The sequence below is a fragment of the Streptomyces sp. NPDC111606 genome, from assembly GCF_055656945.1.
Window position 1 is genome coordinate 576,466 of the sequence record NZ_JBVKBY010000006.1, and the last position, 24,712, is coordinate 601,177.

Genomic DNA, 24,712 nt, shown 5'->3' on the forward strand with positions numbered 1-24,712 from the left:
AGATCGCGGTGCTGTTCGTGACCGGGCTGGTGTCCTGCGCCGTCCACAACCCGAACCTCGCGCATGAATAACCAGACTCTCGACAAGGGGATCCTGGGCTTTCCCCTCCTCCCCTGGCCCACAGGCCCGGCCTGGCTGCACCGACTCAACTAGGCGTCCACGTCCTCCCCGGCATCACCCTGATCCCGTTGCTGCCGACCAAGGCGTTCGGAGACCTCTGATGCGCCTACCGCGGATCCCCGTCGGCAGTCCCTTCCAACTCGTGCTGCTCGCCGCCTCGTTCGCCCTCGCCGGTTATGCGGGCGTTCGCCTCCTCGCCGACGACTGGTTCGGCGTGACGGTGTGGTTCGTGGGAGCGGCGCTGCTGCACGACCTCGTCCTGCTGCCGCTGTACGCGATGGCCGACCGGGCCGTCATACGAGGGCTCGACGCGGCAGGCCACCGGGAGTGGGTGATGTACGTCCGTGTCCCGGCGGCGTTGTCCGGGCTGCTCCTGCTCGTGTGGTTCCCGCTGATCAGCGGAAAGGTGGAGGGGCGCTACCAGTTGGGAACCGGACTGTCTTCGGACGGCTTCCTCGCCCGATGGCTGCTGATCACCGCGGTGCTCTTCGCCGGCTCGGCGCTGCTGCTGGCGCTGCGGCTGCGCAGGGCGAGGAAGCAGCGGCCGCCGGCCGTCCAGTGACCGACGGCAGCCCACCGTGTGCGGCGGGCGTGCCGCAGCAGGGCCGGGGTGCCGAGCCGTGCCCAGAGGAACGCGCCGTCGGACTCGGGACTGTCTACGACGTCGACGACCTGCACCTCGACGCGCTCGTCGACGTCCACCGGCGCGGTCTCGGCGATCAACAGGCCGCCGGGGGAGAGGAGCCCGGCCACCCGGTCCAGCAGGGCGCGTGGATCGCCGCCGATGCCGATGCTGCCGTCCATGAGCAGGACGCTGTCCCATCGTCCCTCGCCAGGCAGGGGGTCGAAGACGGAGCGCCGCAGCGCCTCACCCCCCAGCCGTACGGCGTGGTGGACGGCGGCCTCGCTGACGTCGATGCCGAGGGCGGTCCGGCCACGGGCCGCGAGTGCCGCGACCAGGCGCCCGGGGCCGCAGCCGACATCGAGCACGGCACCCTCGCACCGGTCCAGTACGTCCAGATCGACCGGGTCGGCGTGTGCGCACCAGCGTTCGACGTCGAGCGGCAGCAGCCAGCCGTCGGCGCGACGCAGGAACAGCGGGCCACGGCCGGCGCGCAGAGCGGTGGCGTACGGGTCGGCGGCTGCCCAGGCCGGGGGCGGGATGGTCACCGGCGCGTAGCCGCCCGGAACCGGGGCGGCCGGGCCGTGAACTTCCCTTGATCCGGGTCGGTGGTCACGGCTCACACCCTACGAAGGAAGCCGCGCATATCGGGCTGCGCTCCTCACGAAACGCGGACATCGGCGCAACTGGCGCCGCCCGCTGGAGGCGGCCTGGAAGCGGGACCGATACAAGTCCGAGGGATGCAAAAGTCGTACGCGGGTGCCCGTGGTGGGGTGCTGCTCCTCGACGACTGCCGGGGCTCGGAGTCAGGGGCTCGACGCGGACTGCCTTCCGGGGGCGGACGCGATGCGCAGGCCGAAACGCGCCCAGAGCAGCCGTTGAACGAGCAGCGTGAGGATACCGGCGATGATCATGCCTGCGAGGTTCACGCCGAGCTGGTTGAGTGACGCACCTACCTCTCCCCAGTGCGCCAAGGGGATCGCAACGGCGATGTTGCCCGCCGCCGGTACGGTCGTGACGGAGATGAAGACTCCGACCAGCGCGGAGGACTTGCCCGCGGTCAACGACAGGATCCCGGCGATGCCTGCCAGGAGCGCCACGATGAAGGACCAGCGGTCGGGATGCGCGATGAACTCCGTCATCGGCCTGTTGTCCAGCATCGCCGGCGTGATCCAACCAAGGAGGCGGCTCACGCCGGCGCACGCTGCAGTCACAGCGATCGCGACCGCGAAGCCGACCGCCAGCGCGCGCACAGCGGCGCCCATCAGAGAGGGTCGGCGCCGCAATATGCCGAAGCACAAAGCGGCCACCGGGCCGAACTCCGGACCGAGCACCATCGCGCCAACGATCAGAATCGGTTGGTCCAACAGCACACCGATGCCGGCAATTTGTGTGGCCAGTGCCAGAAACGCGAGGTAGGACCAGCTCAACCGAGTATCCGCGGTGACACGGGCAGCCAACTCATCCCAGACTACGGCGTCCTGGGGATCGCCTGGGGCGGCCTCCTCGGCTTTCTCTGCCGCTGCCGAGATGGAGAGGTCGATCTGCTCGACGGTGATCGAGCCGCTGTCCCTTAGTCCGAGTTCTTGCAACTGGTCGAGCACCGCGTTGGCGGCTTCCCTGGTGAGACTGAACTCGACCACGTCGCCCTCAGGCGATGAGGCAGCGCCGAGGAACTTCACGACATTGGCGGCGCCCGGACACTCCAGGGCGATCTGGTGCACCTTTGCCGTCCGGTGGGCGGGGCTGATCACTCGTACATGCAGCACGCCCCGCATTGTGCCCGTTGCTGCCGAGCTTGCGTACTCCTTCTGACACCTGCAACGGGCGGCACCGCCGGTGTCAGAGTTCCTTGTGCGGCCAGTCCAGCAGCCGGGCACCGATCACCGCGGTCTGGAGCATGTATCGATGGGCCGGATCAGCGGGATCGGCGCCGGTGAGTTTGTGGATGCGCTCCAGTCGGTAGGTCAGGGCGCGCACGCTGAGCGAGAGGCGGCGGGCGGCCTCAGCGGCGACGCAGCCGGAGTCGAAGTAGGCGGTGAGAGTGTCGAGGAGAGGCTCGGCGCCCCCGCGAGCCGTGGTGAGCGGGCCGAGGCTGCTCACCACGAGATCCGCCATGGCTTGCCGATCGCGGGTCAGGACGGGGTAGACAAGCAGGTCGGAGGCACGAAGGACCGAGTCCTCCAGGCCCAGGCGTTCGCCCAATTCCAAGGCGTTGAGCGCCTCTTCGTACGACTGGACGACTCCGCCGGGGCCGGGCTGCGCGCGGCCGATGGCGACCCGGCCGCCTTCTGTGGTCGCGTGGGCCTGCTTGGCGAAATATGCGAGGACCTCGTCCTGGTGGCCGGGGGCGATGCACAGCAGGCGGCCGTCCTTGGTGGTGAGCAGGATGTTGCGGTCGCCGAAACGGGAGATGAGGGCACGTTCCACCTGCTGGGGAATCTTGTCGCCGTCGTCGTAGGCGGTCGGCCCTTGGGCGACGGCCACGGCGTGGGCGTGTGAGAGGCGCAGGCCGAATCGCTCGGCGCGTTCGGCGAGGCGACCCAGGTCGCTGCGGCCGTAGAGGAGGTCGTCGATGAACTCCCGGCGGGCGACCTCCTCTTGGCGCACGGCGTGGCGTTGGGCGCGTTCGTAGCCCTCGGAGAAGGCGTCTATGACCTGCTGCGTTGCCGCCAGAGCGCTGTCGGTCGTGCCGGGAGCGGTCGGCCATGCCGCGCGGGCGGCGGTCAGGTGGGCGCTGATGAGGGCGCGCAGGCCGTGGCCGGCGTCTGCGGCCTGTTCACCGAGCGTCCTGCGGGAGGCCAGTTCCTCCCGAGTGAGGCGCCGGCCGGTGGCCGAGACGTCGGCCAGGATCTGGGCATAGCCCTCCAGATAGTGCTCTGGAATCTCCCGCTCCGTCACGTCACTCCCGGGGTTCTTAACGTGCCGATGACGGTTTCTTAGCGGCTCACCGGCATGCAGACCCTAGTGAACGCTGCCGGAATCCGGCAATGCGAAGCCGGGTGAGCGCCGTGCACCATGGCTCGTGGGGAGCACTACGGGGGATTCCGGTGCCGGACACCGGCAGGTGTCCGGCACCGGAGCCCGCGATGCGCTACCGAACACGGCTGACTAGCGCCGCGGGCAAAGGAGGGGGACAAGCCATGCGGATGTTTCTGGCGGTCGCCACCGGCCTGCCGACGATCGTGCTGACGGCCGCCCTCGTCGTGGTGGTGTGCTTCTGGGTCCTGGTCGCCGTGGGCTTCACGAACACCCAGGGCTTCGACGCGGATCTGGACCTTAGCGGGTGGGGAATGGGTGGTGTCCCGGTGACGCTCGCCATCTCCTCGCTGACAGTTCTGGCCTGGTCCCTGAGTGTCGGCGGGACTCTCGTCCTGGTCGTGTTCACGTCCCCCGGACTCGCCACCGGACTGCTGCGTATGGTCGTGCCCGTCCTGGCACTGCTCGCCGCATGGCGGATGACTCGCCTGATCGTGCGGTCCCTGTACCGTCTCTTCCCCGATGAACCCGGTCCGTCCGGCCTTGACCGGACAGAGAACCGGGACCGGGGCCACATGGGCCACGCAGCCTGAGGCTCGGCGCCACCGGGCCGCGCCCCCGCGCTGCGGCGTGCAGGGAACACACGCGGTACGTCAGCGCGTGGAACGCCGGCCCATCAATTGGGCGACCAGGAGTCCGGCGAGCAGGGCCCACGCCACTGCCCCGTACTCTCCGTACCTCCAGCCCAAGGCGCCTACGGCAACAGCGGTCAGCGCACCGCCGCCCAGTGCGACCCCGTCGGTGACAAAGGCCCACTCCCGCCGGGCGCTGCCGGGGTCCCGCCGCTCCAGCACCGCGGTCTTGATGACCAGGACGGCGGCGATGGCCAGCGCTGTGGCGAGTGAAGGTTCCACGCTTATCTCCTCTCCGGTCAGCGTTGGGTGGTGGCGTCGACTTGGTAGATGTCGGGGATGCCGTCGTGGTCGTCGTCGCGGTTCTCCTCCTCGTACAGGCGCCGGTAGACGCCGTTGCGGCGCTTGACGAGCATGGCCGCCAGCGCTGCCGCGGTCAGCGAGCCGATGAGGACCGCGGCCTTCACGGGTCCGGCGGCCGCCGGGTCGGGGAAGGCGAGTTCGCCGATCAGCAGGGCGACGGTGAAGCCGATCCCGGCCAGTGCCGAGAGGGCGAAGACGTCGGCCCAGGCCAGTTCCGGGTTGAGCCGGGCGCGGGTGAAGCGGGCGGCCAGGTAGGTTCCGGCGAATATCCCGACCGTCTTGCCGAGCACGAGTCCGAGTACCACGCCGAGCGGTTCGGGCTTGGTGAACACGTCGGTCAGTGACGCGGCGGAGACGCTGACACCGGCGGCGAAGAGCGCGAAGAGGGGGACCGCGACCCCTGCCGAGACCGGGTGCAGGAGGTGGGAGGTGCGTTCGCCGGGAGAGCGGTCCTCGCCCTTGTCGCGGGTGGTGCGCAGGATGAGGCCCATGGCCACGCCGGCGACGGTGGCGTGGACGCCGCCGTTGTACATCAGCGCCCAGATCGTGAGCCCGAGCGGGGCGTACCACCACCATCCGCGGACGCGGAAGCGCTGGAGCAGGTAGAACAGGACGAGGCCCGCGAACGCGCCGCCGAGTGCCGCGAAGTTGAGGTCGCTGGTGAAGAAGACGGCGATGACGAGGATGCCGCCGAGGTCGTCGACGACGGCGAGGGTGAGCAGGAAGGCGCGCAGCGCTGCGGGCAGGTGTGTGCTGAGGACCGCGAGTACGGCCAGCGCGAAGGCGATGTCGGTGGCCATGGGCACGGCCCAGCCGTCCAGGCTGCCACCTCCCGCGGACGCGGTGATCGCGTAGAACGCGGCGGGGACGGCCATGCCCGAAAAGGCGGCGATGACCGGCAGGGCGGCGGTGGCGGGAGTGCGGAGCTCACCCACGACCAGTTCGCGCTTGAGCTCGATGCCGGCCACGAGGAAGAAGAGCGTGAGCAGGCCGTCAGCGGTCCAGTGCCCGATGGAGAGGTCCAAGCCGAGCGCCGGTATGCCGAAGTGGAAGTCGCGGATGCGCTCGTAGGCGTCGGACCATGGAGTGTTCGCCCACACCAGCGCCACCACGGCCGCCCCGAGCAGGACCAGCCCGCCGACGGTCTCCGTCCTCAGGGCCTGGGCGATGGCCGTGCGCTCGGGCAGCGGCAGGAGGCCGAGAAAGGGGGAACGTTCGCGCGGCGCGGCAGCCATGAAGGAGTCCTCCGGGGATCGTCTTTTGGGCATACGAGCCCCTGACGCCGACCAGACTTCCCGGCACACCGCGCGCCGGTCGCAAGCCCCTGCGGGCTGCGTGTTGACGCGTTCTTAACACCCTAACCGGCGTCATTCCGTTTCGCCAGGGGCCCGTTCACCTGCGGAAACACCGTTCTCGGGCATGACGAGCGGGCCCGTGGTCACCAAGGCGCGAGGTGAGCACGGGCCCGCTCAGGAGCCGGGCCGCGGGGGCGGTCAGACGGTGGTCTTCACCGACTCCTGGTCATCGTCGCCGTCGGCGATCTCGCCGGCCTTGCGGGCGCGGACGAACTCCAGGAAGGAGTTGAGCTCGCGCTTGACGACCGGGGCGAGGAGGTAGAGGCCGATGATGTTGAAGACCGACAGCATGAAGAGCGCGGAGTCGGCGAGGCTGATCAGCGAGTCGAGGGACATCAGGGCGCCCAGGACCACGAACAGGCTCCAGACGACCTTGAAGACGGTCTCGCTGGTCTTGCTCTTGCCGAACAGGTACGACCAGGCCTTGAGGCCGTAGTAGCCCCAGGTCAGGATCGTGGAGAAGGCGAACAGCAGCACCGCGACCGTGAGTACGGCCGGGAACCAGGGCAGCACGGTCTCGAAGGCGTCGGAGGTGATGACGACGCCGCCGATGCTCTCGCCCTCGCGGGCCTCGCCCCAGCTGGCCGGGTTGGCGATGACGATGGTCAGCGCGGTCATGGTGCAGATGACGACCGTGTCGATGAACGGCTCCAGCAGCGCGACCAGACCCTCGCTCGCGGGGTGGTTGGTCTTGACCGCGGAGTGGGCGATCGGTGCGGAGCCGAGACCGGCTTCGTTGGAGAACGCGGCGCGCTGGAAACCGATGATCAGGGCACCGATCACACCGCCCGCGACGCCGTCGGCCTCGAAGGCGCCCTGCACGATGGTCTGGAAGGCGTCCGGCACGTGGGTGACGTTGACCAGGATGACGACCAGGCAGGCCACCACGTAGATGCCGGCCATCGCGGGCACCAACTTGCTGGTGACCGAGGCGATGGAGCGGATGCCGCCGAGCAGCACGAGACCGACCAGCGCGGCGACGACCAGGCCGAAGAGGACGGCGCCGGCGGAGGAGGACAGGAAGCCGTCCTCGCCGCCGAAGGTCGAGGCGACCTGCGCGTAGCTCTGGTTGGTCTGGAACAGGTTGCCGCCGAACAGGCCGAAGAAGAGGACCATGATCGAGGCGAGGACGGCGAGCACCTTGCCGAACTTGGCGCCGCCGCTGCCGAAGCGCTCTGCGAGTCCCTTGGGCAGGTAGTGCATCGGACCGCCGGAGACGGTGCCGTCGGCGTGCACCTCGCGGTACTTCACGCCAAGGGTCACCTCGACGAACTTGGTGGCCATGCCGAGCAGGCCGCACAGGATCATCCAGAACGTGGCACCGGCACCGCCGATGGACACGGCGACGGCCACACCGGCGATGTTGCCGAGGCCGACGGTGCCGGAGACGGCCGCGGTCAGGGCCTGGAAGTGGTTGACCTCGCCGGTCGACCCCTTCTCGTCGTACTTCCCGCGCACCACGTCGAAGGCGAGTCTGAACTTGCGGAACTGGACGAACCCGAACCAGCCGGTGAAGACGAGACCCGCGACCACGAGCCAGGCGACGATCAAGGGAAGGTCGGCCCCTCCTACGGGGACCGTGTAGAAGACGACTTCCCCGAGCCATGTGGCTATGGGCTCGAAGAATCCGCTGACTGCTTCGTCGACGGACGTGGTGATGGAGTCGAGTGACACTATGGCTACCTCGGTGGCGCGGGGACCGGCGCAGAAACCTGCGCCGGAGGAAGTGCGGTCTTTGAGCGAACGCCGTTGTCCGATCGGCGACCTGGGATGACGTGTCCGCGGACTCGGAACGTCACGGCCCTGGCCTGTCGCCGGCGCGCACGCCGGCGCTCCGCGCAGCAGCGAGGGGGGCACGCCGCCTGCGGAGTTGCGACGTTCTACCACGGCCTTTGCCAGATCTTTAGTGACGCGGATCACTTATCCGGCGGGCATCGCAAAAGCGCCAGGTGGCGAAATCAGACCGTTATCCGAGAAGGAAAGTCCGTTCATCGGACACATACCTCTGTGTGAGGAGATCGTGACGCGGTACCACGGTCTACCGGTCGCCCCTCGTTCCGGCCGACAGGGCGCGGGAGAGGCCGATCTGCCGCATGACGGATCGCGCTCGTTCGTCCGCATGCGTGATGGTCAGCCGCGTACCGTGCGCTCTCGCGGCGCGGAGCGCCATGAAGAGTGCCGCGCATCCGTCCGGGCTGAGGTACTTCACGTCGGCGAGATCGACTTCCAGAACCTCCGGCCCGGCATCGGCCAGCCGGACCAGGCGCCGACCTGTCGCTTCGGCGCTACGACCGTCCAAAGACCCGTGCAGCAGGACCACGCGGTGAGCGTGCGTGCCCTGGGCTTCAGGCTGTGCGCGGCGGCGCGAGCGGAAGATGCGCATCGAGAACTCCGTGATGGCAGGGCCAGTCTTCGCCGACCAGGCTTCCCGGCACACCTGGCCGCAGCGTACCGAGCTGTCCGGCAGGTCGCCTTTCCTGCGTCCGGCGGTCAGATGGCGGGACGCTGCCCATAAGCTGCGCAGGCGCCGGCCATGAGGTCTTGGTTGCTCGAAGCCCAGCGCCCCATCACGCCGCGCATCCCACGGACGCGGCATCCACCTGCCCTTCCCATCGCGACGGGCATGATCCCGAACCTGCGCAGACGGGTGGCCGAGGACATATCGGGCCCAGCTCCCGCCAGCACACCGGCCGTGCCGACCAGGCGACCGGGAGCGAGAGCCCGGGCCACCTGCTTCTCGAGTGGCCGCACGAAGCCGTGCCGGGGTTCGCTGGGACGGGCAACGGAGCCGACCCGTCCCGACGCGCGTGAAGCGTGGGCCCGGGGTACGAGGATGAATCGGGATGAGCGCAAGACGATCAGTAGCTGCTCCCTGTGACCCCGGGGGGGCAGGGCCGGGCAATTCAGCCGGGAAAGCTCATCAGGGCAATCGGAGCGGAGGTGGGATGCTTCGAGCCTCCGCTGGGTTCGACTGTGATGCCCATGCCCGACGCCCCGTCGACGGCGCCCTGCATGAGGACGGTCTGGTTGCTACGGCCGGAATCCATGACACCGGCTGACCGCATGGTGCCGTCGTCGTCGAACCACAGCTGGTAGACCTTGCCACTCGGGGGAGCGGTCATGCCGGAAACGGCGAAGACGGCCTGGTCCCGGCTGGGGGAGACCACGACGATTCCGGTGGCCTCGCCGGTGAGTTCGGAGGCACGCGTCCTGGCATCCGGTGCGGTCAGCACGGCGGCGATCCGGTCCGTCTCCTGCGCGGCACGGCGCGCCTCATCGCGGGCCTCCTGCGCCTGCTGGTGCTGCCAGACGGCCGTGCCGCCCAGCGCCGCGGCGGCAGCGAGGCAGGCCGCGAGCACCCACCGCGACATCACCCGGGCCCGCAGCCCGTACCGGCCACGAGAGGCCTTGGCCGGCGCGCTCGGTGTCTCCTGCCTGACGGTGCGGATCCGCCGCAGCACCTGCTCGCGCGTCTCGGGTGTCGGCGTCCTGGCGACAGCGAGTCCCAGGCGGGCGGCGGACGCGCGCAGTTCGGCCGTCTCCTGCGCGCACGCCTCACACCCCGTGAGGTGGCGCTCGAACGCGGCGCTCTCTTCGTCGGACACGGCATGCAACGCGTAGGCCCCCGTCATCCGGTGCAGATCGGTGGTCGTCACGCGGTCACCCCCAGGCAGTCTCGCAGCCGGATGAGTCCGTCACGCAGGCGGGTCTTGACGGTGCCCAGCGGCAGCGCCAGCGCCTCCGCAACCTCTCGGTAGGTCAGCCCCCTGTAGTACGCCAGGGTGACGGCCTGGCGCTGGATCTCGGTCAGTGTGCGCAAACAGCGCCGCACCTGTTCCCGCTCCAGGCGAGCCTCGACGTGCTCGACCACGTCGTCGTATTCGGGCACCTGGTCCAGCAGTGCGGCCTTGTGATCCCGGGCGGCCGCGGCCTCCACCGATCGCACCCGGTCCACGGCCCGGCGGTGTGCCAGCGTGAGGATCCAGTTCATGGCCGTGCCACGCTCGGGCCGATAGCGCGGGGCGGTCCGCCACACCTCCACCAGCACCTCCTGGACCACCTCCTCCGACTGCGCCTGATCCCGTACAACGGCACGCACGACTCCCAGCACCCCACCGGCGACCGCGTCATAGACGCCCGAGAACGCCTCCTCGTCGCCCAGTGCCACCCGGCTGACCAGTTCCTGCAGGCCAGGCCCAGCCGATGGGCTTCTGCCGATATGCACTGCTTCCTTCACCGAGGGCCTCCGTGGTCGGGACATGTCCGGGCGTAATCCGTTCCTGTCGAGACCGTGGATTGGTTGCGGGGGAGATGAATTCGCAGGTGGCCAACCCAACCCGCACGGGGTCTGGTGTGGGCTCGACGCACTCGAGGCGGACGACCTTTCCCCGCAATACCCGCCGAGTGGTGGGCCGCATAGTCCTGACTGACAGTGGTCCCGTCCCACTGTCGTCCCACAAGCGACAGTACGTCCGCTTGGGCTCATGGCCCTTAGTCGAAGTCCGCAAGGTGCTCGGCGGCGCCTCCGCGCCACTCGACCACGAAGAGGTTGGCATCGTCGCTGGTTGTCCGCCCCGTTCCCTCTTCGGCAGACTTTCGCGGATGTGGGGGCTCTCGATCGAGTGGGTCGCTCAGTTGCCTGCGGACTGGTCCACTGCTTCGAGCAGGTCCCCAGTCTGTGTCTGAGAGCCACGCCTTGCCCATGAGATGGGCCGTCCACAAGACGAGGTCCGCCCAGGTTCGGCATCGGTGGACTTCGATCGTGTACGCATTGGCGTCGAGGGCAGGGTCACAGGCCACGTGGTGGACTTGCCAGCGGGCAGGTTCCGCGTGGGTCATGAGGTCCGGGCCCCAGCTGTTCGCTTTCGAGCTGTTCCCAAGCACGTCTGTTGACCGTTGCCTGGTCGACTTCCGTCATGTCGCCCCAGAGACTGCCCTCGCCATCAACGACGGGTTTCCTGTATCCATCGCAGATGGCGAGATGCTCGTGCGTCAAGGCGTCCCGCCAGTGGGTCTGCGGCTAATTCGCGGCGTCCTCGATGACCTCGAAGATGTCGGCGTCGGTCTCCTTCTGCCAGTCGGGCAGGTCGGGCCAGTCCGCGACATAGCCGGGCTTTGGGTCCTCGAAGTGCCGGTACATCTGGGCGGTCCAGCAGGTGGCGACGAAGCGGCTCTTCTGTTCGCGAGTGAGGCGGGAGGCGTGGCGGTCGCTGAGGTCGAGGAACTGTCGCACCTGGTCGTGGACTGCGCCGGCGGCCTGCCGTTCCCACTCCGGGTTTCCTCCCAGGGGGTGACGTAGCCGGGCTTGGGTTCGCCGGGGAAGTGCTTGCGTACCCCGGTGATCCAAGCCTCGCGGAACAGTCGTGCGCCCTCGGACTGCGACATGCCTTCCCCTCACGTCACGTCGTGCACAGTGCGTCGATTTCGGCGCCCAGTTCGACCACGCGAGCGTCGCGGCCGAGAGGGCCGAGCTCGGTTTGCAACCTCTGGAGTCTACGGGCGACGTAGCCGGAGGAAGTTTGCCGGGCGAGGCGCAGTGCCTCGCGACCGTAGGTGAGGACATAGTCCGGGTCCTGGCGCTTGGCGCCGATGGAGGCGAGGTCGGTCAGGACGGCGCCGCGGCGCCGGAAGGACTGGCCCGAGGCGAGAACGTCCTGGCCGAGAGCGGCGGTTAGGGCTCTCTCGGCGAGGTCCAGGCGCCCGAGTTGGAGGTAGCGGGCGCCGCGTTCCTCTGAGAGAGTCCCAGAAGTGTCCCAGCAGTGCCCCGCAGACGCCGGTGGTCTGCGCCAACGCGGGCCGGTTTCCTGGACGTTGACAGCAACGACAACGGTGGACACCGGAGAAGAGGTGCGGTCATGGGTACGCAGAGCGCCACGACACCGTCCGACTCGGCGCAGTTCCCGGTCCTCATGGACGGGGTCGACGAGTCCGTGGAGACGGCACTCGCCGTGGGGCTCGCGATGCCCGAGCGCTCGGTGATCGACGCGACGACCCGGGACCTGGTCGGTCACCTAAGAGCGCTGATGGGCGAAGACCTCGGCTTCGAGGAGGACCCCGTCGTGCAGGCGCTGTTCCAGGAGGGCTACCGGGTCCTTGACCTGACGCGCCGGCCGACGGCGGAGTCCACCCACTTCGGCGCCTACCAGTACATGCGCGAACTCGGACTGCTCACCCGGCGATTCGCCGACGTCTACCGCGAGACGCAAGAGAAGAAGGACGAGGCCGATGGCTAGCGAAGCCCCCACCGATCTGCCCGCGCGCCGCCCCGGAGCAACCCCTCCCGACCAGAAGCGAGCACGGCGCCTGTTCATCAGCCCGATCGGCCTCGCGCCCATCATCCGGCAGCCTGTCGAGCTGGGCGAGGTCCGTCTCGACGCCTTCGGGCCTGGCGGCGCTCTCGCAGGTCAGCGGCTGCGATCGCAGGAGCCAGCCCGGTTCGGGGCGCGGCTCATTCTCCCCAGATTCTCCCCAGCGGCCTCACGCGCTCCGGCAGCGCCTGCGATCGGAGCCGCATTCCCTCATGGAAGCGCCTCTCGCGGCGACTACTCAGAGCCAGTCCTTCCGTTTGAAGATGAGGTACAAACTGGTGCAGACCCCCGCCATCAGTAGCACTGCGAAGGGGTATCCGAATACCCAGTGCAACTCCGGCATGTGATCGAAGTTCATGCCGTAGATCGTCCCGACCAACGTGGGCGCGAACAGAATCGCCGCCCACGACGAGATCTTCTTGATCTCCTCGTTCTGCTCGAACCCCGCCTCCGCCAACGCCCGCATCTCCGCGTTCTGCTGCTGCGTGACCAGCGTCGTGTTCACCGTGAGGATCTCGGTGAGGGCCTGGCGGAAGCCGTCGACGCGCTCGCTGGTGTGGGTGACGTGGTCGGCCACGTCGCGCAGGTAGCGCTGGAGTTCCTCGTCCGTGCCGTACTTGGAAAAGCCGGCCATCAGGCCGTGCAGCATGCCGACGAGCGGGCGGGTGGCGCGCTGGAACTCGACCATTTCTCGGGAGAGTTCGTAGATACGGCGGGAGACCTCGGGGTCGCCCCGGAAGACCTCGGTCTCGATCTCGTCGATGTCGTTCTGAACGCCCACCACCACCGGCTCGTAGCCGTCGACCACCGCGTCCAGTATCGCGTAGAGCACCGCCTCCGGACCGAGTTTGAGCAGCTCCGGAGTCTCCTCCATGCGTTGGCGGACCGCCGACAGATCGGGGGCCGCGCCATGGCGGACCGTGATCACGAAGTCGGGGCCGACGAAGACATGCAGTTCGCCGAAGTCGACCTCCTCGGGTGCGTCCAGGTAGCGGGCCGCGCGCAGGACCACGAACAGCGTCTCGCCGTAGCGCTCCAGCTTGGGCCGCTGGTGCGCCTCCATCGCGTCCTCGACCGCGAGCGGATGCAGGTCGAACTCGGCGGCCAGGGAGAGCAGTTCGGCCTCCGTGGGGCGGGCCAGGCCGATCCAGGCCATGCCGGAGGGCTGGTCGCGCAGCTCGCGGTAGGTCTCGGCGAGGGTGGCGGGGGCGGACACCCGCACGCCGTCCCGGTACAGCACCGCCTGCACGACGCTCGCCACCTCGGAGGAGTCGGAGGCCGTGGTGCGTGCCGCGGGCGCCGGCTCCGGTGGCTCGGGTTGCGGCGGGGGAGTGACGGCTCGGCGCCAGGCGGACTTCACGGGATTCTTCGAGGCGGGGCGTGCGCGTCGCTCGGACATCGCGGCTGCCTCCCGGTCTGGACGACGACTGGGTGATCTCCGGTGCAGGATACGGGGCGAATGGCACGGGAGCAGTGAGGTGATCCGGGACTCCGTGAGAGTTGCGGACCGAAGGTGTCCGCAAGCCTCGCTAGCGTGCGGAGCATGACGAAGCGCAGCACCAAGAAGACGACGGCCGCGGCCGGCCCCGTGCTCGGCACCCGCGCCCTCAACCGCGCCACCCTCGACCGGCAGTTGCTGCTGCGTCGCTCGCCGCTGTCCGCCCTGGCGGCCGTGGAGCATCTGGTCGGCCTCCAGGCCCAGGAGGTCAAGCCGCCCTACTACGCGCTCGCCGCCCGCCTCGAGGGCTTCACGCCCGACGAGCTGTCCGGCCTGCTGGCCGACCGTGCCGTCGTACGGATCGTCACCATGCGCTCGACGATCCACCTGCACACCGCCGACGACAGTCTCACCCTGCGTCCGCTGGTCCAGCCGGCCAGGGACCGCGAGATCAACTACTTCCGCAAGGGCCTCGTCGACGTCGACGTGGACCGGCTCGCCGGCATCGCCCGCGACCTCGTCGAAACCGAGCCCCGCACCATGAAGCAGCTGCGCGAAGCCCTCAGCGTCGATTGGCCGGACGCCGACCCGCAGTCCCTGGCCGTCGCCGCGCGCTGCAAGCTCCCCCTCGTGCAGGTCACCCCGCGCGGACTGTGGGGCCGCAGTGGCCAGGTCTCTCTCACCACCGCCGAGCAGTGGCTGGACCGTCCCACCGAGCCGGCCGCCTCACCCGATGCCACGGTGCTGCGCTACCTGGGCGCCTTCGGACCCGCCTCCGTGAAGGACATGCAGACCTGGTGCGGCCTGACCCGGATGCGCGACGCCTTCGAACGGCTCCGCCCCCAGCTGCTCACCTTCCGCGACGAGAACGGCGTCGAGCTCTTCGACCTCCCCGACGCCCCGCGCCCCGATCCGGACACCCCGGCCCCGCCCCGCTTCCTGCCCGAGTTCGACAACCTGCTCCTCTCCCACGCCGACCGCACCCGCGTCATCCCGCCCGCGAACCGTGGCCGTACCTGGCAGGTGAACACGGTCTACTGCCCGCTCCTCGTCGACGGCTTCCTCGTGGGCGTGTGGCGCATCCTCGGCGACGAGCTCGTCATCGAGGAGTTCACCGAGCTCACCAAGGCGCAGCGCGGGGAGGTGACGGAGGAAGGGGAGCGCATGCTGAAGGTGATGCACCCGGAGGCGTCGTACGACATCCGCTTCGGGACCGTCATCCCCTAGGGCCTGCCCCTGGCAGGCAGCACGGTGCAGGCGTCAGTCCGCCCGTCCCGTCACCGCCACCGTCACGCCGAGCCCGATCATCGTGCACCCGCCGGCCCCGCCCATCAGGGACAGCCGGCGGTCGGAGCGGGCGAACCAGCCGCGGGCCGCCGACGCGGTCAGGCCCCACAGGGTGTCCGTCACCAGGCCGATGGTGATCGGAACCAGGCCCAACAGCAGCATCTGCAGCGGGACGTGCCCCGCCGAATGGTCCACGAACTGGGGGAGCACGGCGGCGAAGAACACCACCCCCTTGGGGTTGGTGACGCCGACGAGGGCGCCGTCGAGAACCGTACGGAGGTCACCCCGTGTCGGTTCCGTCGGCTCCTGCGTCCGTATCGCCGAGGCCTTCAGCTCCTTGCGGTGCCGGAACGCCTGCACGCCCAGGTGGACCAGATAGGCCGCGCCGACCAGCTTCACCGTCAGATAGATCGTCACGGACCGCTCGACCAGTGAGCCGATGCCCACCGCGACGGCGACCACCAGCAGATACGAGCCGAAGACATTGCCCAGCGCGGTCGCCACGGCGGTGCGGCGGCCGTGCGCCAGGGCGCGGCCGATGACGAACAGGACACTTGGCCCCGGAATCACGATGACCAGCAGCGACATCGCCGCGAAGGCCAGCACACGATCTGTGGACACCATGCCCATCACCCCCATCCGGAGCCCATTCAAACAGGCACCACTGACAACGGGACAGGGCCGTGGACATGGATAGGGGGCGTTGCGGGCCGCTCGTGGAGGCCCGCAACGCCCCCTGGTCTTTCACCTGAGGTGTGCTCAGGAGACCTGTTCGCCGACCTCGTCCGAGAACGTGGTCAGCCGGGTGTAGATGCCCGGGTACCCGGCTTGGGCACAGCCCTCGCCCCAGGAAGTGATGCCTGCCAGGACGCCCCCGATGAGCAGGGGACCGCCGCTGTCGCCCTGGCAGGTGTCGACGCCGCCGGAGGTGTATCCGGCGCAGACCATGTCGGACGAGATGAAGTCCGAACCGTAGGAGCTCGCGCAGCTGGAGTTGGACACGATCGGCACGGTCGCCGTGCGCAGCTGGTTGGAGGAGCTGCCGCCCGAGGAGGTGGTGCCCCAGCCGAGGATGCGGGCGGTGGCGCCGGTCGCGTACACGCCGGTGTCCGAGGAGTCGACGTACGAGGCCGGCGTGTACGGCATCGACGTGGACAGGGTCAGCACGGCCACGTCGTTGCCCTCGGTGACGTCCGAGTAGTCCGGGTGGATCCATATGTCGCTGATCCGGCTGACGGTGCCGTTCGTGCCGTTGAGGTAGGTGCGGCCGCCCACGACCCGGACGCTGCTGTTGCTCTCGCCGACCATGCAGTGGGCCGCGGTGATCACCTTGGTCGCGGAGACCAGCGTGCCGCCGCAGAACTGGTCCTGCGAGGCGTCCGTGATCTGCATGATGAAGGGATACGAGGTCGTCGTGGTCGTCGTACCGCCCACGATGCGGGAGGACGCCGCCTCAGCGGTGGGGGCGCTGAGCAGTGCGGCCGCGGCGGCGGCAGCGGTCGCCGCGACGGCGGCGGTCTTTCTGGCACGGGTGAGCCCGAACATGAGACTCCTCATTGGGGGTTGCCGGTGGGGGGTCGCGCGGGTGTGGGGGGTGTGCACGGGGGCCGCGGGACCGATCCCCGTGTGCCCGAGCGAGCGGCACGAACTCAAGGTAGGTCCCGGAAGTTTCCCTTCCCAATGAGGGAACCCCCTAAGGGAGTTGGGCAGGGAAAACCCTCGGTCCGCCCCGATAAACCACGCGGACCGACAAAGACGGGTGAACTCACCTCGTACGGCGCCGGGATCTCATGCCGTACGGCGCCCCGACCTCAGGTCTTGCGGCGCCCCGCCGCCAGTCTGACGATGTCGACCCGCGATCGGATCCCCAGCTTGCGATACACGCGGGTGAGCGTCGCTTCGACGGTTTTGACGCTGATGAAAAGGCGCGCGGCGATCTCCCGGTTGGTCGCGCCCTCCATGACGAGCGCGGCGACCTGACGCTCCATCGAGGCGAGCCCGTCCAGGCCGTCGAGCCCGTCCGGGGCGGAGGCGGGGGCGGGGGCCGCCTCCGCGGGCCGGGTGGCTGCGGCCACCTCGACCTGCCGCAGCCAGGGCAGGGCCCGGCAGCGGCGGAACAGCCGCGCCGCCTCGTCGTACGACGCCGGGCCGGCGTCGCCGGAGCGCAGCTGGGCCAGGGCGAAGGCAGCCCGGGCCTCCTCCAGGCTGTAGCCCAGCTTGCCGAGCCGGTCCTGAGCCGATGTCAACTGAGCCGTGGCGGCGTCGTGTTCGCCCCGGACCGCGCGGATCAGCGCCTCGGCCCGGTCCAGTACGGCCAGTACGCCCTCGCGGTCCAGCCGCAGCGCGATCTCGCGTGTGCCGTCGATGACGTCCTGTGCCTCCGCGATCTCACCGCTGCGCACCAGGGCCTCGGCCAGGTCGCCGTGCCACCGGCCGCGCGCCGGGTCGGTGATGCCGAGGCCCTGCTCCACCTCCCGCACCCGGCGCAGCGAACGCACCGCCGCCGCCACGTCCCCGGCCACCAACTGGGCGTGCCCCAGGGCGGCCAGGGCACGCGACACGTACATCTGGTCGCCGTCCTCCTCGGCGTGCGCCACCGCTTCCCGCGCCAGCTCCAGCGCCCGGTCCACCTCCCCGCCCGCGGCCTCCGCGAGCGAGGTCAGCACGGCGGAGGCCACCTCGCCGATCCCGGTGTCCCGGGCCATCCGCAGGCTCTCGCGGGCCAGGTCGAGGGCGCGTCCGCAGTGCCCGGAGTGCAGTTCGGTCTCGGCCACCCCGCGCAGGAAGTGCACCTCGCTCTCGACCGACCCGCGTCGCCGCACCTCCCGCAGCAGGGCGGTCACCGTGGCGCGCGCCTCGGCCAGCTGGTCGCTCATGATCAGCCAGCGGAACCGGGAGTAGCCGGCGCCGTTGTGATGGCACGCCACCCTCGGGTCCTGGGGCTCCTCGAGCGCCCGCCTGATGGTCGCGGGGGCGTCCGGGTGGCCCATGAGGGTCTCGATCTGGGCCTGGAACGCGAGCGCCATCAGCTCGGTGTACCGGTCGCCGGCCCGCGCGGCCAGCTCCGCCGAGTACGCCGCCTCGCCGCGGGCCTCGTCGAAGTCGCCCTCCACGAGCAGCGCCCGCCAGGTGAGCTGGTAGTGGACCAGGGCGAGCAGCCGCGGGTCGTCGCCGGCGTCGGCCAGGGCCTGCGGGAAGATCGCGTCGACCTCCGTCATGGCGTGGCCCGCCGTGTCGATCACGATGATCCAGGCCCGCACCCGGTCCTCGGGCACGGTCGTGCGGCTGAGCACCTCACGGGCGATGTCCCGGGCGAGGTCCAGTTCCCCGGCGGTGATCGCGTCCTCGGCGGCGGCCAGGCGCATCACTTCCGGACCCGGGGTGCCGTCCGCCGGAGTGTGCCGGGCGGCGAGCAGCCCCAACTGCGCGGCCACCGACGGCGCTCCCCGGTCCCGGGCCAGGGCGGCGGCCTCGGCGAGCCGGGCGGCGGCCTCCGGGTCGGTGCCATGGGTTGCGAGGGCCAGGTGCCGGGCCCGTTCGATCGGGTCGGACGCGGCCGTTGACAGCGCCGCGTGCGCGGCCCGGCGGTCCTGCGCGGGCGCCTCCGCGTACAGCGCGGCCGAGATCATCGGGTGCGCGAACCGTACGGCGGGACCCTCGGGTTCGGTGGCCAGCAGCCCGAGTTCGGCGGCCTGGGCGGTCTCGGCCTCGGCGTTGCCACGGCCGGCCGCGTGCAGCAGGGCCAGCGTGGGGCGGGCGCCCGCGCTCGCCACGAGCAGGGTGCGGCGGGCTTCCTCCGACAGCATCTCCAGACGGTTCAGCACCAGGGCGCGCAGCGAGGTGGGCACCGGCAGGGGCTCGCCGGGGCGGGGCGGCGTGGGGTTCTCTGCCAGGGCGCGGCCCAGTTCGAGGGCGAACAGGGCGTTGCCGCCGCTGGTGCGGTGGATGTCGCGGACCGTGGAGCGGGGCAGGCCGGTGTAACCGCGGTGGTCCAGCAGGGCGGACAGCTGGGCCCGGGAGAGCGGGCCCAGCCGGACGGCGAGGGTGTCCGGCGGAGACGCGCGCAGATGGCGGTCGTACTCCTCGCCCTCGGTCCGCACCGCGCACAGCATCCGCACGGGGGTGTCGCCGAGGCGCCGGGCGGCGAAACCGAGGAGTTCGGCACTGGCCGGGTCGAGCCACTGGAGGTCGTCGGCGACGACGAGGACGGGCCCGGTGTCGGTGAGGGCCCGCAGGGCGGACAGCACGGCCAGGCGCAGGGCGAGACCGTCGCGCTGGAGGGTGGACTCGCCGCGGCCGGTGAGCGCCGACTCCAGGGCGGTGCGCTGGGCTGCGGGCAGCCGCTCGGACACCTCGTCCAGGACCAGGCCGAGGAGGTCGGCCAGGGCGAGGAAGGGAAGATGAGATTCCGACTCCGTGGGCGAGCAGCGCAAGACGGTGCGTGCCGCGCCGCCGTATTCCCCGGCCAAAGCCCGCAGGACCGTCGACTTCCCAATTCCGGCAGGTCCGTGAAGCAGCACGCTGCCGCCCCGCCCGAGCTGCTCACGCGCCGCCGTGAACAGCTCCTCCCTGCCGATGACCTGGTCGGAGTGGCAGCCGGCAGGCTCCTTGAAGTCCCGTCGCACGGTCACCGCTCCCCTCCGTGTGTCGTGTCCGGGCCAATATTAGGCAACAGGTCTTTGAATTTCGGACCGACGACATGGTGAGGCAAATAACAGCGACGGGCATAGGGAAATTCAAAGCGCGGATGAATGAATGGAGGGTCGTCGGGGTGGACCGGCCCACGACGGGCAACCCACGGCCCGTGACAGGCAGCCCGCAGGCCTACGGAAGCAACCCCGCCCGGCGTGCCGCGACCACCGCCTCCCCGCGCGTGTGGGTGCCCAGCTTCCGCATGGCCGACCGCAGATAGCTCCTGACCGTCTCCACCCGCAGTCCGAGCCGCTCGCCGGCGACCGCGTTCGTCGAGCCGGCGGCCACGCACGCCAGCACGTCCAGTTCGCGCGGGGCCAGCCGCACGCCGCTCGGCGCACGCGCAGGGCCCTCCGCCAGCAGGCCGCAGGCGTCCAGCAGTTCCGCGCGCAGGGCGGGGTCGCCGATGCGCGGGGCCAGGGCGCGCAGCGCCGCGTGGGCATCGCGGACCCGCTCCCAGTCGGCGCCCCGGTCGACCGGCGGCGTCTCCACCGGCGCCGTCTCCACCCGCGCAGCCTCCAGCAGCCCCCGCACCTCGTCCCGCACCACCAGCGCCTGCTCGACGTCCCGGGCCGCCTCCACGGCCGCCGTCAGCGTGCGGTCGCCCAGGGGCTGGGCCGTGCGCAGGGCGCCGTACAGGACTCCGCGCACCCGGCGTCGTACGACGACCGGGACCGCCAGCACCGAACGCAGTCCCTCCACGGCGACGGCGGCGTCGTACTCATGGGTGATCTGCCGTGAGGCGGAGTAGTCCGTGACCGCGCACGGGCGGGCGAGGGCCACCGCCTTGCCGCCCAGGCCGTTGCCGGCGGTCACCGCGAGCCTGCTCAGGGACTCGGTGGCCGTGCCGTTCAGTTCGCTGATGCGCACGCGCGGACGCCCGGGTTCCACCAGGCCGCCGAAGGCGACCGGCAGCCCGGTCGAGCGGCGCAGGCGCAGCAGGGCGCCCCTTATCTCCACTGATGCGGCCGCGTCCACTGCCACCTGCTCGCCCTTTCCTGCGACTTTCCCGAGCGCACACCCCCGATCGGGGGTAGTGAGACCCACGTCACGGATTACACGATGGCAGAGAGCCGCTCGGCAAGGTCCGGTAACCAGGAGGACAGATGACGACGGGGACGGAGCTGTTCCGCAGTGCGCGGAACTTCCTGCTCGACCACCGCGAGGACTACACGACCGCCTACGAGGGCTTCACCTGGCCCCGGCCCGAGCGGTTCAACTGGGCGCTCGACTGGTTCGACGTCATCGCGGACGGAAACGACCGCACCGCGCTGCACATCGTCGAGGAGGACGGCAGCGAGGTCCGCCTGTCCTTCGCCGAGATGGCCGAGCGCTCCGACCGGGTCGCGGGCTGGCTGCGGGCGCGCGGCGTCCGTGCCGAGGACCGCGTCCTCGTGATGCTCGGCAACCAGGCCGAGCTGTGGGAGACCGCCCTCGCCGCCATGAAGCTGCGCGCGGTCGTCATCCCGGCCACCCCACTGCTGGGCCCCGCCGACCTGCGCGACCGGGTGGAGCGCGGACGCGTGCGGCATGTGCTCGTGCGGGCCGAGGACACCGGCAAGTTCGACGAGGTGCCAGGCCGCTACACGCGCATCAGTGTCGGCGGCGCACGCGAGGGCTGGCAGACGTACGAGGACGCGTACTCCGCCCCGGCCGACTTCACCCCCGACGGGCCGACGGCGGCCGACGATCCGCTGATGCTCTACTTCACCTCCGGCACCACCGCCCGCCCCAAGCTGGTCGAGCACACCCACACCTCGTATCCGATCGGGCACCTGGCCACCATGTACTGGATCGGCCTCAAGCCCGGCGACGTGCACCTGAACATCTCCTCGCCCGGCTGGGCCAAGCACGCCTGGTCCAACCTCTTCGCGCCGTGGAACGCGGAAGCGACCGTCTTCATCCACAACTACACGCGCTTCGACCCGGCCCGCCTGATGGCCGAGATGGACCGCGCCGGAGTCACCACCTTCTGCGCCCCGCCGACCGTCTGGCGCATGCTCATCCAGGCCGACCTGAGCGTCCTGCGCACCCGCCCGCGCGAGGTCGTCGCCGCCGGTGAGCCGCTCAACCCCGAGGTCATCGAACGGGTCCGCGAGGCGTGGGGTGTGACCATCCGGGACGGGTTCGGGCAGACCGAGACCGCGGTCCAGGTCTCCAACAGCCCCGGCCAGCCCCTGAAGACGGGCTCCATGGGCCGCCCCAGCCCCGGCTTCCGCGTGGAACTCCTCGACCCGGTCTCGGGCGCGCCCGGCGCCGACGAGGGCGAGATCGCGCTCGACCTGTCCGCCCGTCCCGTCGGCGTGATGACCGGCTACCACGGGGACGCGGACCGCACCTCGGAGGCGATGGCCGGCGGCTACTACCGCACCGGCGACATCGGCTCCCGGGACGCCGACGGCTACATCACCTACGTCGGCCGCTCGGACGACGTCTTCAAGGCATCGGACTACAAGATCAGTCCCTTCGAGCTGGAGAGCGCCCTGCTGGAGCACGAGGCGGTGGCCGAGGCGGCCGTCGTGCCCGCGCCGGACGAACTGCGGCTCGCGGTGCCGAAGGCGTACGTCGTCCTCGCGGAGGGCTGGGAGCCCGGCCCCGACACGGCCAAGGTGCTCTTCGAGCACTCACGGGAGGTCCTGGCGCCCTACAAGCGCATCCGCCGCCTGGAGTTCGCGCCCCTGCCCAAGACCGTCTCCGGCAAGATCCGCCGTATCGAGCTGCGCGAGGCCACGGCAGCCGGTTCCGACGCCGAGTACCGCGAGGAGGACTTCCGGTGAGTTCAGAGCTGTCCTACACCCACGGGACGAGCGACACCGTCCTGCTCGGCGACACGATCGGGGCCAACCTGGACCGGGCGGTCGCCGCGTGGCCGGACCGGGAGGCGCTGGTCGACGTGCCGTCCGGACGGCGCTGGACGTACGCCCGGTTCGCCGCCGACGTCGACGAGCTGGCGTACGCGCTGCTCGCGAGCGGTGTCGCCAAGGGCGACCGGGTCGGCATCTGGGCCGTCAACTGTCCCGAATGGGTCCTGGTCCAGTACGCCACCGCCCGCATCGGCGCGATCATGGTGAACATCAACCCCGCCTACCGCACCCATGAGGTCGAGTACGTCCTCAACCAGGCGGGCATTTCGCTGCTCTTCGCCTCCCTGAGCCACAGGACGAGCGACTACCGGGCGATGGTCGAGCAGGTGCGCGGAAAGTGCCCGCAGCTGCGGGAGACCGTCCACATCGGGGACCCGAGCTGGGAGGCGCTGATCGCGCGGGGGACGCCTGCCCCGTTCGAGGAACTGTCCTGCGACGACCCGATCAACATCCAGTACACGTCGGGCACGACGGGCTTCCCCAAGGGGGCCACCCTCTCCCACCACAACATCCTCAACAACGGCTATTTCGTGGGGGAGTTGATCGCGTACACCGAGCAGGACCGGATCTGCATCCCGGTGCCCTTCTACCACTGCTTCGGCATGGTCATGGGCAACCTGGCCGCCACGTCGCACGGCGCCTGCATGGTGATCCCGGCCGCGTCCTTCGACCCGAAGGCCACACTGGAGGCCGTCCAGCAGGAGCGCTGTACATCCCTGTACGGCGTCCCGACCATGTTCATCGCGGAGCTGAACCTCCCCGACTTCGCGTCGTACGACCTCTCCTCCCTGCGCACCGGCATCATGGCGGGCTCGCCCTGCCCGGTGGAGGTGATGAAGCGGGTCGTCGCCGAGATGCACATGGAGGAGGTCTCCATCTGCTACGGCATGACCGAGACGTCCCCGGTGTCCCTCCAGACACGACGGGACGACGACCTAGAACACCGTACGGCCACGGTGGGGCGCGTGCTGCCGCACATCGAGGTGAAGATCGTCGACCCGGCCACCGGCGTGACCCGGCCCCGCGGCACGGCGGGCGAGCTGTGCACCCGCGGCTACAGCGTGATGCTCGGCTACTGGAACGAGCCCGAGAAGACCGCCGAGGCCGTCGACGCGGGCCGCTGGATGCACACGGGCGACCTCGCGACGATGCGCGAGAACGGCTACGTCGAGATCGTCGGCCGTATCAAGGACATGATCATCCGGGGTGGCGAGAACATCTACCCGCGCGAGATCGAGGAGTTCCTCTACGCCCACCCCAAGATCGCCGACGTCCAGGTCGTCGGAGTGCCCCACGAACGGTACGGCGAGGAGGTACTGGCCTGCGTCATCCCGCGCGACTCGGCCGATCAGCTGACGCTGGAGGAGCTGCGGGCCTTCTGCGACGGGCAGCTCGCGCACTACAAGATCCCCAGCCGGTTGCGGATCCTCGAGTCGTTCCCGATGACGGTGTCCGGGAAGGTGCGGAAGGTGGAGTTGCGGGAGACGTACGCGGACAGCAGCGGCTGACCGCGTCGAGCAGGCGGTCGTGCTACCGGCCGTCCAGGGCGCACCGCATGCAGACACGGGGCCAGCGGTCGAGGCCGAGCTCCGCCTCATGGGCGCGGATCTTCCGTAGCCCCGGGGTGAGTTCGGCCTCGTCCAGCGCCCGAAAGCCCAGGCGGGCGTAGTACGGCGCGTTCCACGGGACCTCGGTGAACGTGGTCAGGGTGAGGGCGGTGAGGTCCTGCTCGGGTGCGCGGTCGGCGGCGTACGCGAGGAGGGTGCGGCCCACGCCCCGGCGGGCGACGGCCGGGTGGACCGAGACCTGCTCGATGTGCAGGGCGCCGTCGACGGGCTCGCAGATCAGATAGCCGACGGGGTGGTCGCCCGCGTCGCACGCGACCCAGGCGCGGCCCGCCCGGCGGTAGTGCTCCAGGACGTCCAGGGTGGGCGGCTCGTCGTCGGCGATCGCCGCCATGCCCAGGTTGTGGAAGGCGGCTCCTGCCGCGCGCTCGATGTCCTGGAGGACGGGGAGGTCGTCGGACGTCGCGGGGCGGATGCGCATGGGCCG

Annotated in this window: 21 protein-coding genes and 1 pseudogene; 5 read left to right on the forward strand and 17 right to left on the reverse strand. The window is 70.2% G+C overall.

What is annotated here, in order from left to right; translation table 11 throughout:
• Nucleotides 1–537: 537 nt before the first annotated feature.
• From ACZ7M7_RS24110 to ACZ7M7_RS24120, 3 genes are all read right to left on the reverse strand, one after another.
• Entirely contained in the window at nucleotides 538–1,290 is a 753-nt protein-coding gene (locus tag ACZ7M7_RS24110; protein ID WP_472120159.1) for a class I SAM-dependent methyltransferase, read from the reverse strand.
• A gap of 258 nt (nucleotides 1,291–1,548) precedes the next feature.
• Nucleotides 1,549–2,511, reverse strand: a complete 963-nt coding sequence (locus ACZ7M7_RS24115) for a DUF389 domain-containing protein (RefSeq protein WP_472120161.1) — start codon at nucleotides 2,509–2,511, stop codon at nucleotides 1,549–1,551.
• Between the two features lie 73 nt (nucleotides 2,512–2,584).
• On the reverse strand, nucleotides 2,585–3,643 hold the full coding sequence (locus ACZ7M7_RS24120) for a PucR family transcriptional regulator (RefSeq protein WP_472120163.1): 1,059 nt from the start codon (nucleotides 3,641–3,643) through the stop codon (nucleotides 2,585–2,587).
• A 242-nt stretch (nucleotides 3,644–3,885) separates the two neighbouring features.
• Between ACZ7M7_RS24120 and ACZ7M7_RS24125 the strand changes: the two genes are divergently transcribed.
• Nucleotides 3,886–4,314, forward strand: coding sequence for a hypothetical protein (locus ACZ7M7_RS24125; RefSeq protein ID WP_472120165.1), 429 nt, complete (start codon nucleotides 3,886–3,888; stop codon nucleotides 4,312–4,314).
• Between the two features lie 60 nt (nucleotides 4,315–4,374).
• On the opposite strand, the gene ACZ7M7_RS24130 is transcribed toward ACZ7M7_RS24125, so the two are convergent.
• From ACZ7M7_RS24130 to ACZ7M7_RS24165, 8 genes and pseudogenes are all read right to left on the reverse strand, one after another.
• On the reverse strand, nucleotides 4,375–4,635 hold the full coding sequence (locus ACZ7M7_RS24130) for a hypothetical protein (RefSeq protein WP_472120167.1): 261 nt from the start codon (nucleotides 4,633–4,635) through the stop codon (nucleotides 4,375–4,377).
• Nucleotides 4,636–4,652: 17 nt separating this feature from the next.
• Entirely contained in the window at nucleotides 4,653–5,951 is a 1,299-nt protein-coding gene (gene nhaA, locus ACZ7M7_RS24135) for a Na+/H+ antiporter NhaA (RefSeq protein ID WP_472120277.1), read from the reverse strand.
• Nucleotides 5,952–6,209: 258 nt separating this feature from the next.
• Nucleotides 6,210–7,745 carry an alanine/glycine:cation symporter family protein gene (locus ACZ7M7_RS24140; RefSeq protein ID WP_472120169.1) on the reverse strand — a complete coding sequence of 512 codons (1,536 nt, stop codon included), beginning with the start codon at nucleotides 7,743–7,745 and terminating at the stop codon, nucleotides 6,210–6,212.
• A 364-nt stretch (nucleotides 7,746–8,109) separates the two neighbouring features.
• Nucleotides 8,110–8,454, reverse strand: a complete 345-nt coding sequence (locus tag ACZ7M7_RS24145; protein WP_472120171.1) for an STAS domain-containing protein — start codon at nucleotides 8,452–8,454, stop codon at nucleotides 8,110–8,112.
• Nucleotides 8,455–8,974: 520 nt separating this feature from the next.
• Nucleotides 8,975–9,727 carry an anti-sigma factor gene (locus ACZ7M7_RS24150; RefSeq protein WP_472120173.1) on the reverse strand — a complete coding sequence of 251 codons (753 nt, stop codon included), beginning with the start codon at nucleotides 9,725–9,727 and terminating at the stop codon, nucleotides 8,975–8,977.
• Nucleotides 9,724–10,308: an ECF RNA polymerase sigma factor SigK gene (sigK, locus tag ACZ7M7_RS24155; RefSeq protein WP_472120175.1), complete on the reverse strand. Its 585-nt coding sequence runs from the start codon at nucleotides 10,306–10,308 to the stop codon at nucleotides 9,724–9,726. The genes ACZ7M7_RS24150 and sigK overlap by 4 nt, the downstream gene beginning before the upstream one ends.
• A gap of 783 nt (nucleotides 10,309–11,091) precedes the next feature.
• Nucleotides 11,092–11,456, reverse strand: a pseudogene (locus ACZ7M7_RS24160) (hypothetical protein).
• A gap of 14 nt (nucleotides 11,457–11,470) precedes the next feature.
• Nucleotides 11,471–11,908 (reverse strand): tetratricopeptide repeat protein, encoded by a 438-nt coding sequence (locus ACZ7M7_RS24165; protein WP_472120177.1) that lies wholly within the window; start codon nucleotides 11,906–11,908, stop codon nucleotides 11,471–11,473.
• 18 nt (nucleotides 11,909–11,926) lie between these two features.
• On the opposite strand from ACZ7M7_RS24165, the gene ACZ7M7_RS24170 reads away from it, so the two are divergent.
• Nucleotides 11,927–12,304 carry a hypothetical protein gene (locus ACZ7M7_RS24170; protein WP_472120179.1) on the forward strand — a complete coding sequence of 126 codons (378 nt, stop codon included), beginning with the start codon at nucleotides 11,927–11,929 and terminating at the stop codon, nucleotides 12,302–12,304.
• Nucleotides 12,305–12,617: 313 nt separating this feature from the next.
• On the opposite strand, the gene ACZ7M7_RS24175 is transcribed toward ACZ7M7_RS24170, so the two are convergent.
• Nucleotides 12,618–13,778 (reverse strand): magnesium and cobalt transport protein CorA, encoded by a 1,161-nt coding sequence (locus tag ACZ7M7_RS24175; protein WP_472120181.1) that lies wholly within the window; start codon nucleotides 13,776–13,778, stop codon nucleotides 12,618–12,620.
• A 144-nt stretch (nucleotides 13,779–13,922) separates the two neighbouring features.
• Here ACZ7M7_RS24175 and ACZ7M7_RS24180 point away from each other — a divergent pair, with 144 nt between their 5' ends.
• A complete protein-coding gene (locus ACZ7M7_RS24180; protein WP_472120183.1) occupies nucleotides 13,923–15,044 on the forward strand; it encodes a winged helix DNA-binding domain-containing protein in 1,122 nt (373 codons plus the stop codon).
• A 33-nt stretch (nucleotides 15,045–15,077) separates the two neighbouring features.
• Here the strand turns inward: ACZ7M7_RS24180 and ACZ7M7_RS24185 are convergent, their stop codons facing one another.
• The 4 genes from ACZ7M7_RS24185 to ACZ7M7_RS24200 all read right to left on the reverse strand — a co-directional run bounded on the left by ACZ7M7_RS24185 (nucleotide 15,078) and on the right by ACZ7M7_RS24200 (nucleotide 20,780).
• Nucleotides 15,078–15,728, reverse strand: a complete 651-nt coding sequence (locus ACZ7M7_RS24185; protein ID WP_383609474.1) for a LysE family translocator — start codon at nucleotides 15,726–15,728, stop codon at nucleotides 15,078–15,080.
• A 135-nt stretch (nucleotides 15,729–15,863) separates the two neighbouring features.
• On the reverse strand, nucleotides 15,864–16,649 hold the full coding sequence (locus ACZ7M7_RS24190) for a S1 family peptidase (RefSeq protein ID WP_472120185.1): 786 nt from the start codon (nucleotides 16,647–16,649) through the stop codon (nucleotides 15,864–15,866).
• A gap of 266 nt (nucleotides 16,650–16,915) precedes the next feature.
• Nucleotides 16,916–19,735 (reverse strand): helix-turn-helix transcriptional regulator, encoded by a 2,820-nt coding sequence (locus ACZ7M7_RS24195; RefSeq protein WP_472120187.1) that lies wholly within the window; start codon nucleotides 19,733–19,735, stop codon nucleotides 16,916–16,918.
• A gap of 193 nt (nucleotides 19,736–19,928) precedes the next feature.
• Nucleotides 19,929–20,780 carry a helix-turn-helix transcriptional regulator gene (locus ACZ7M7_RS24200; RefSeq protein ID WP_472120189.1) on the reverse strand — a complete coding sequence of 284 codons (852 nt, stop codon included), beginning with the start codon at nucleotides 20,778–20,780 and terminating at the stop codon, nucleotides 19,929–19,931.
• A gap of 122 nt (nucleotides 20,781–20,902) precedes the next feature.
• On the opposite strand from ACZ7M7_RS24200, the gene ACZ7M7_RS24205 reads away from it, so the two are divergent.
• The gene (locus ACZ7M7_RS24205; protein ID WP_472120191.1) at nucleotides 20,903–22,573 is read left to right on the forward strand and encodes an AMP-binding protein; all 1,671 of its coding nucleotides are present in this window, start codon (nucleotides 20,903–20,905) and stop codon (nucleotides 22,571–22,573) included.
• Complete coding sequence (locus tag ACZ7M7_RS24210; RefSeq protein WP_472120193.1) at nucleotides 22,570–24,168, forward strand: AMP-binding protein; 1,599 nt, start codon at nucleotides 22,570–22,572, stop codon at nucleotides 24,166–24,168. The genes ACZ7M7_RS24205 and ACZ7M7_RS24210 overlap by 4 nt, the downstream gene beginning before the upstream one ends.
• Before the next feature lie 22 nt (nucleotides 24,169–24,190).
• Here the strand turns inward: ACZ7M7_RS24210 and ACZ7M7_RS24215 are convergent, their stop codons facing one another.
• Nucleotides 24,191–24,706, reverse strand: a complete 516-nt coding sequence (locus tag ACZ7M7_RS24215; RefSeq protein WP_472120195.1) for a GNAT family N-acetyltransferase — start codon at nucleotides 24,704–24,706, stop codon at nucleotides 24,191–24,193.
• Nucleotides 24,707–24,712: the final 6 nt, after the last annotated feature.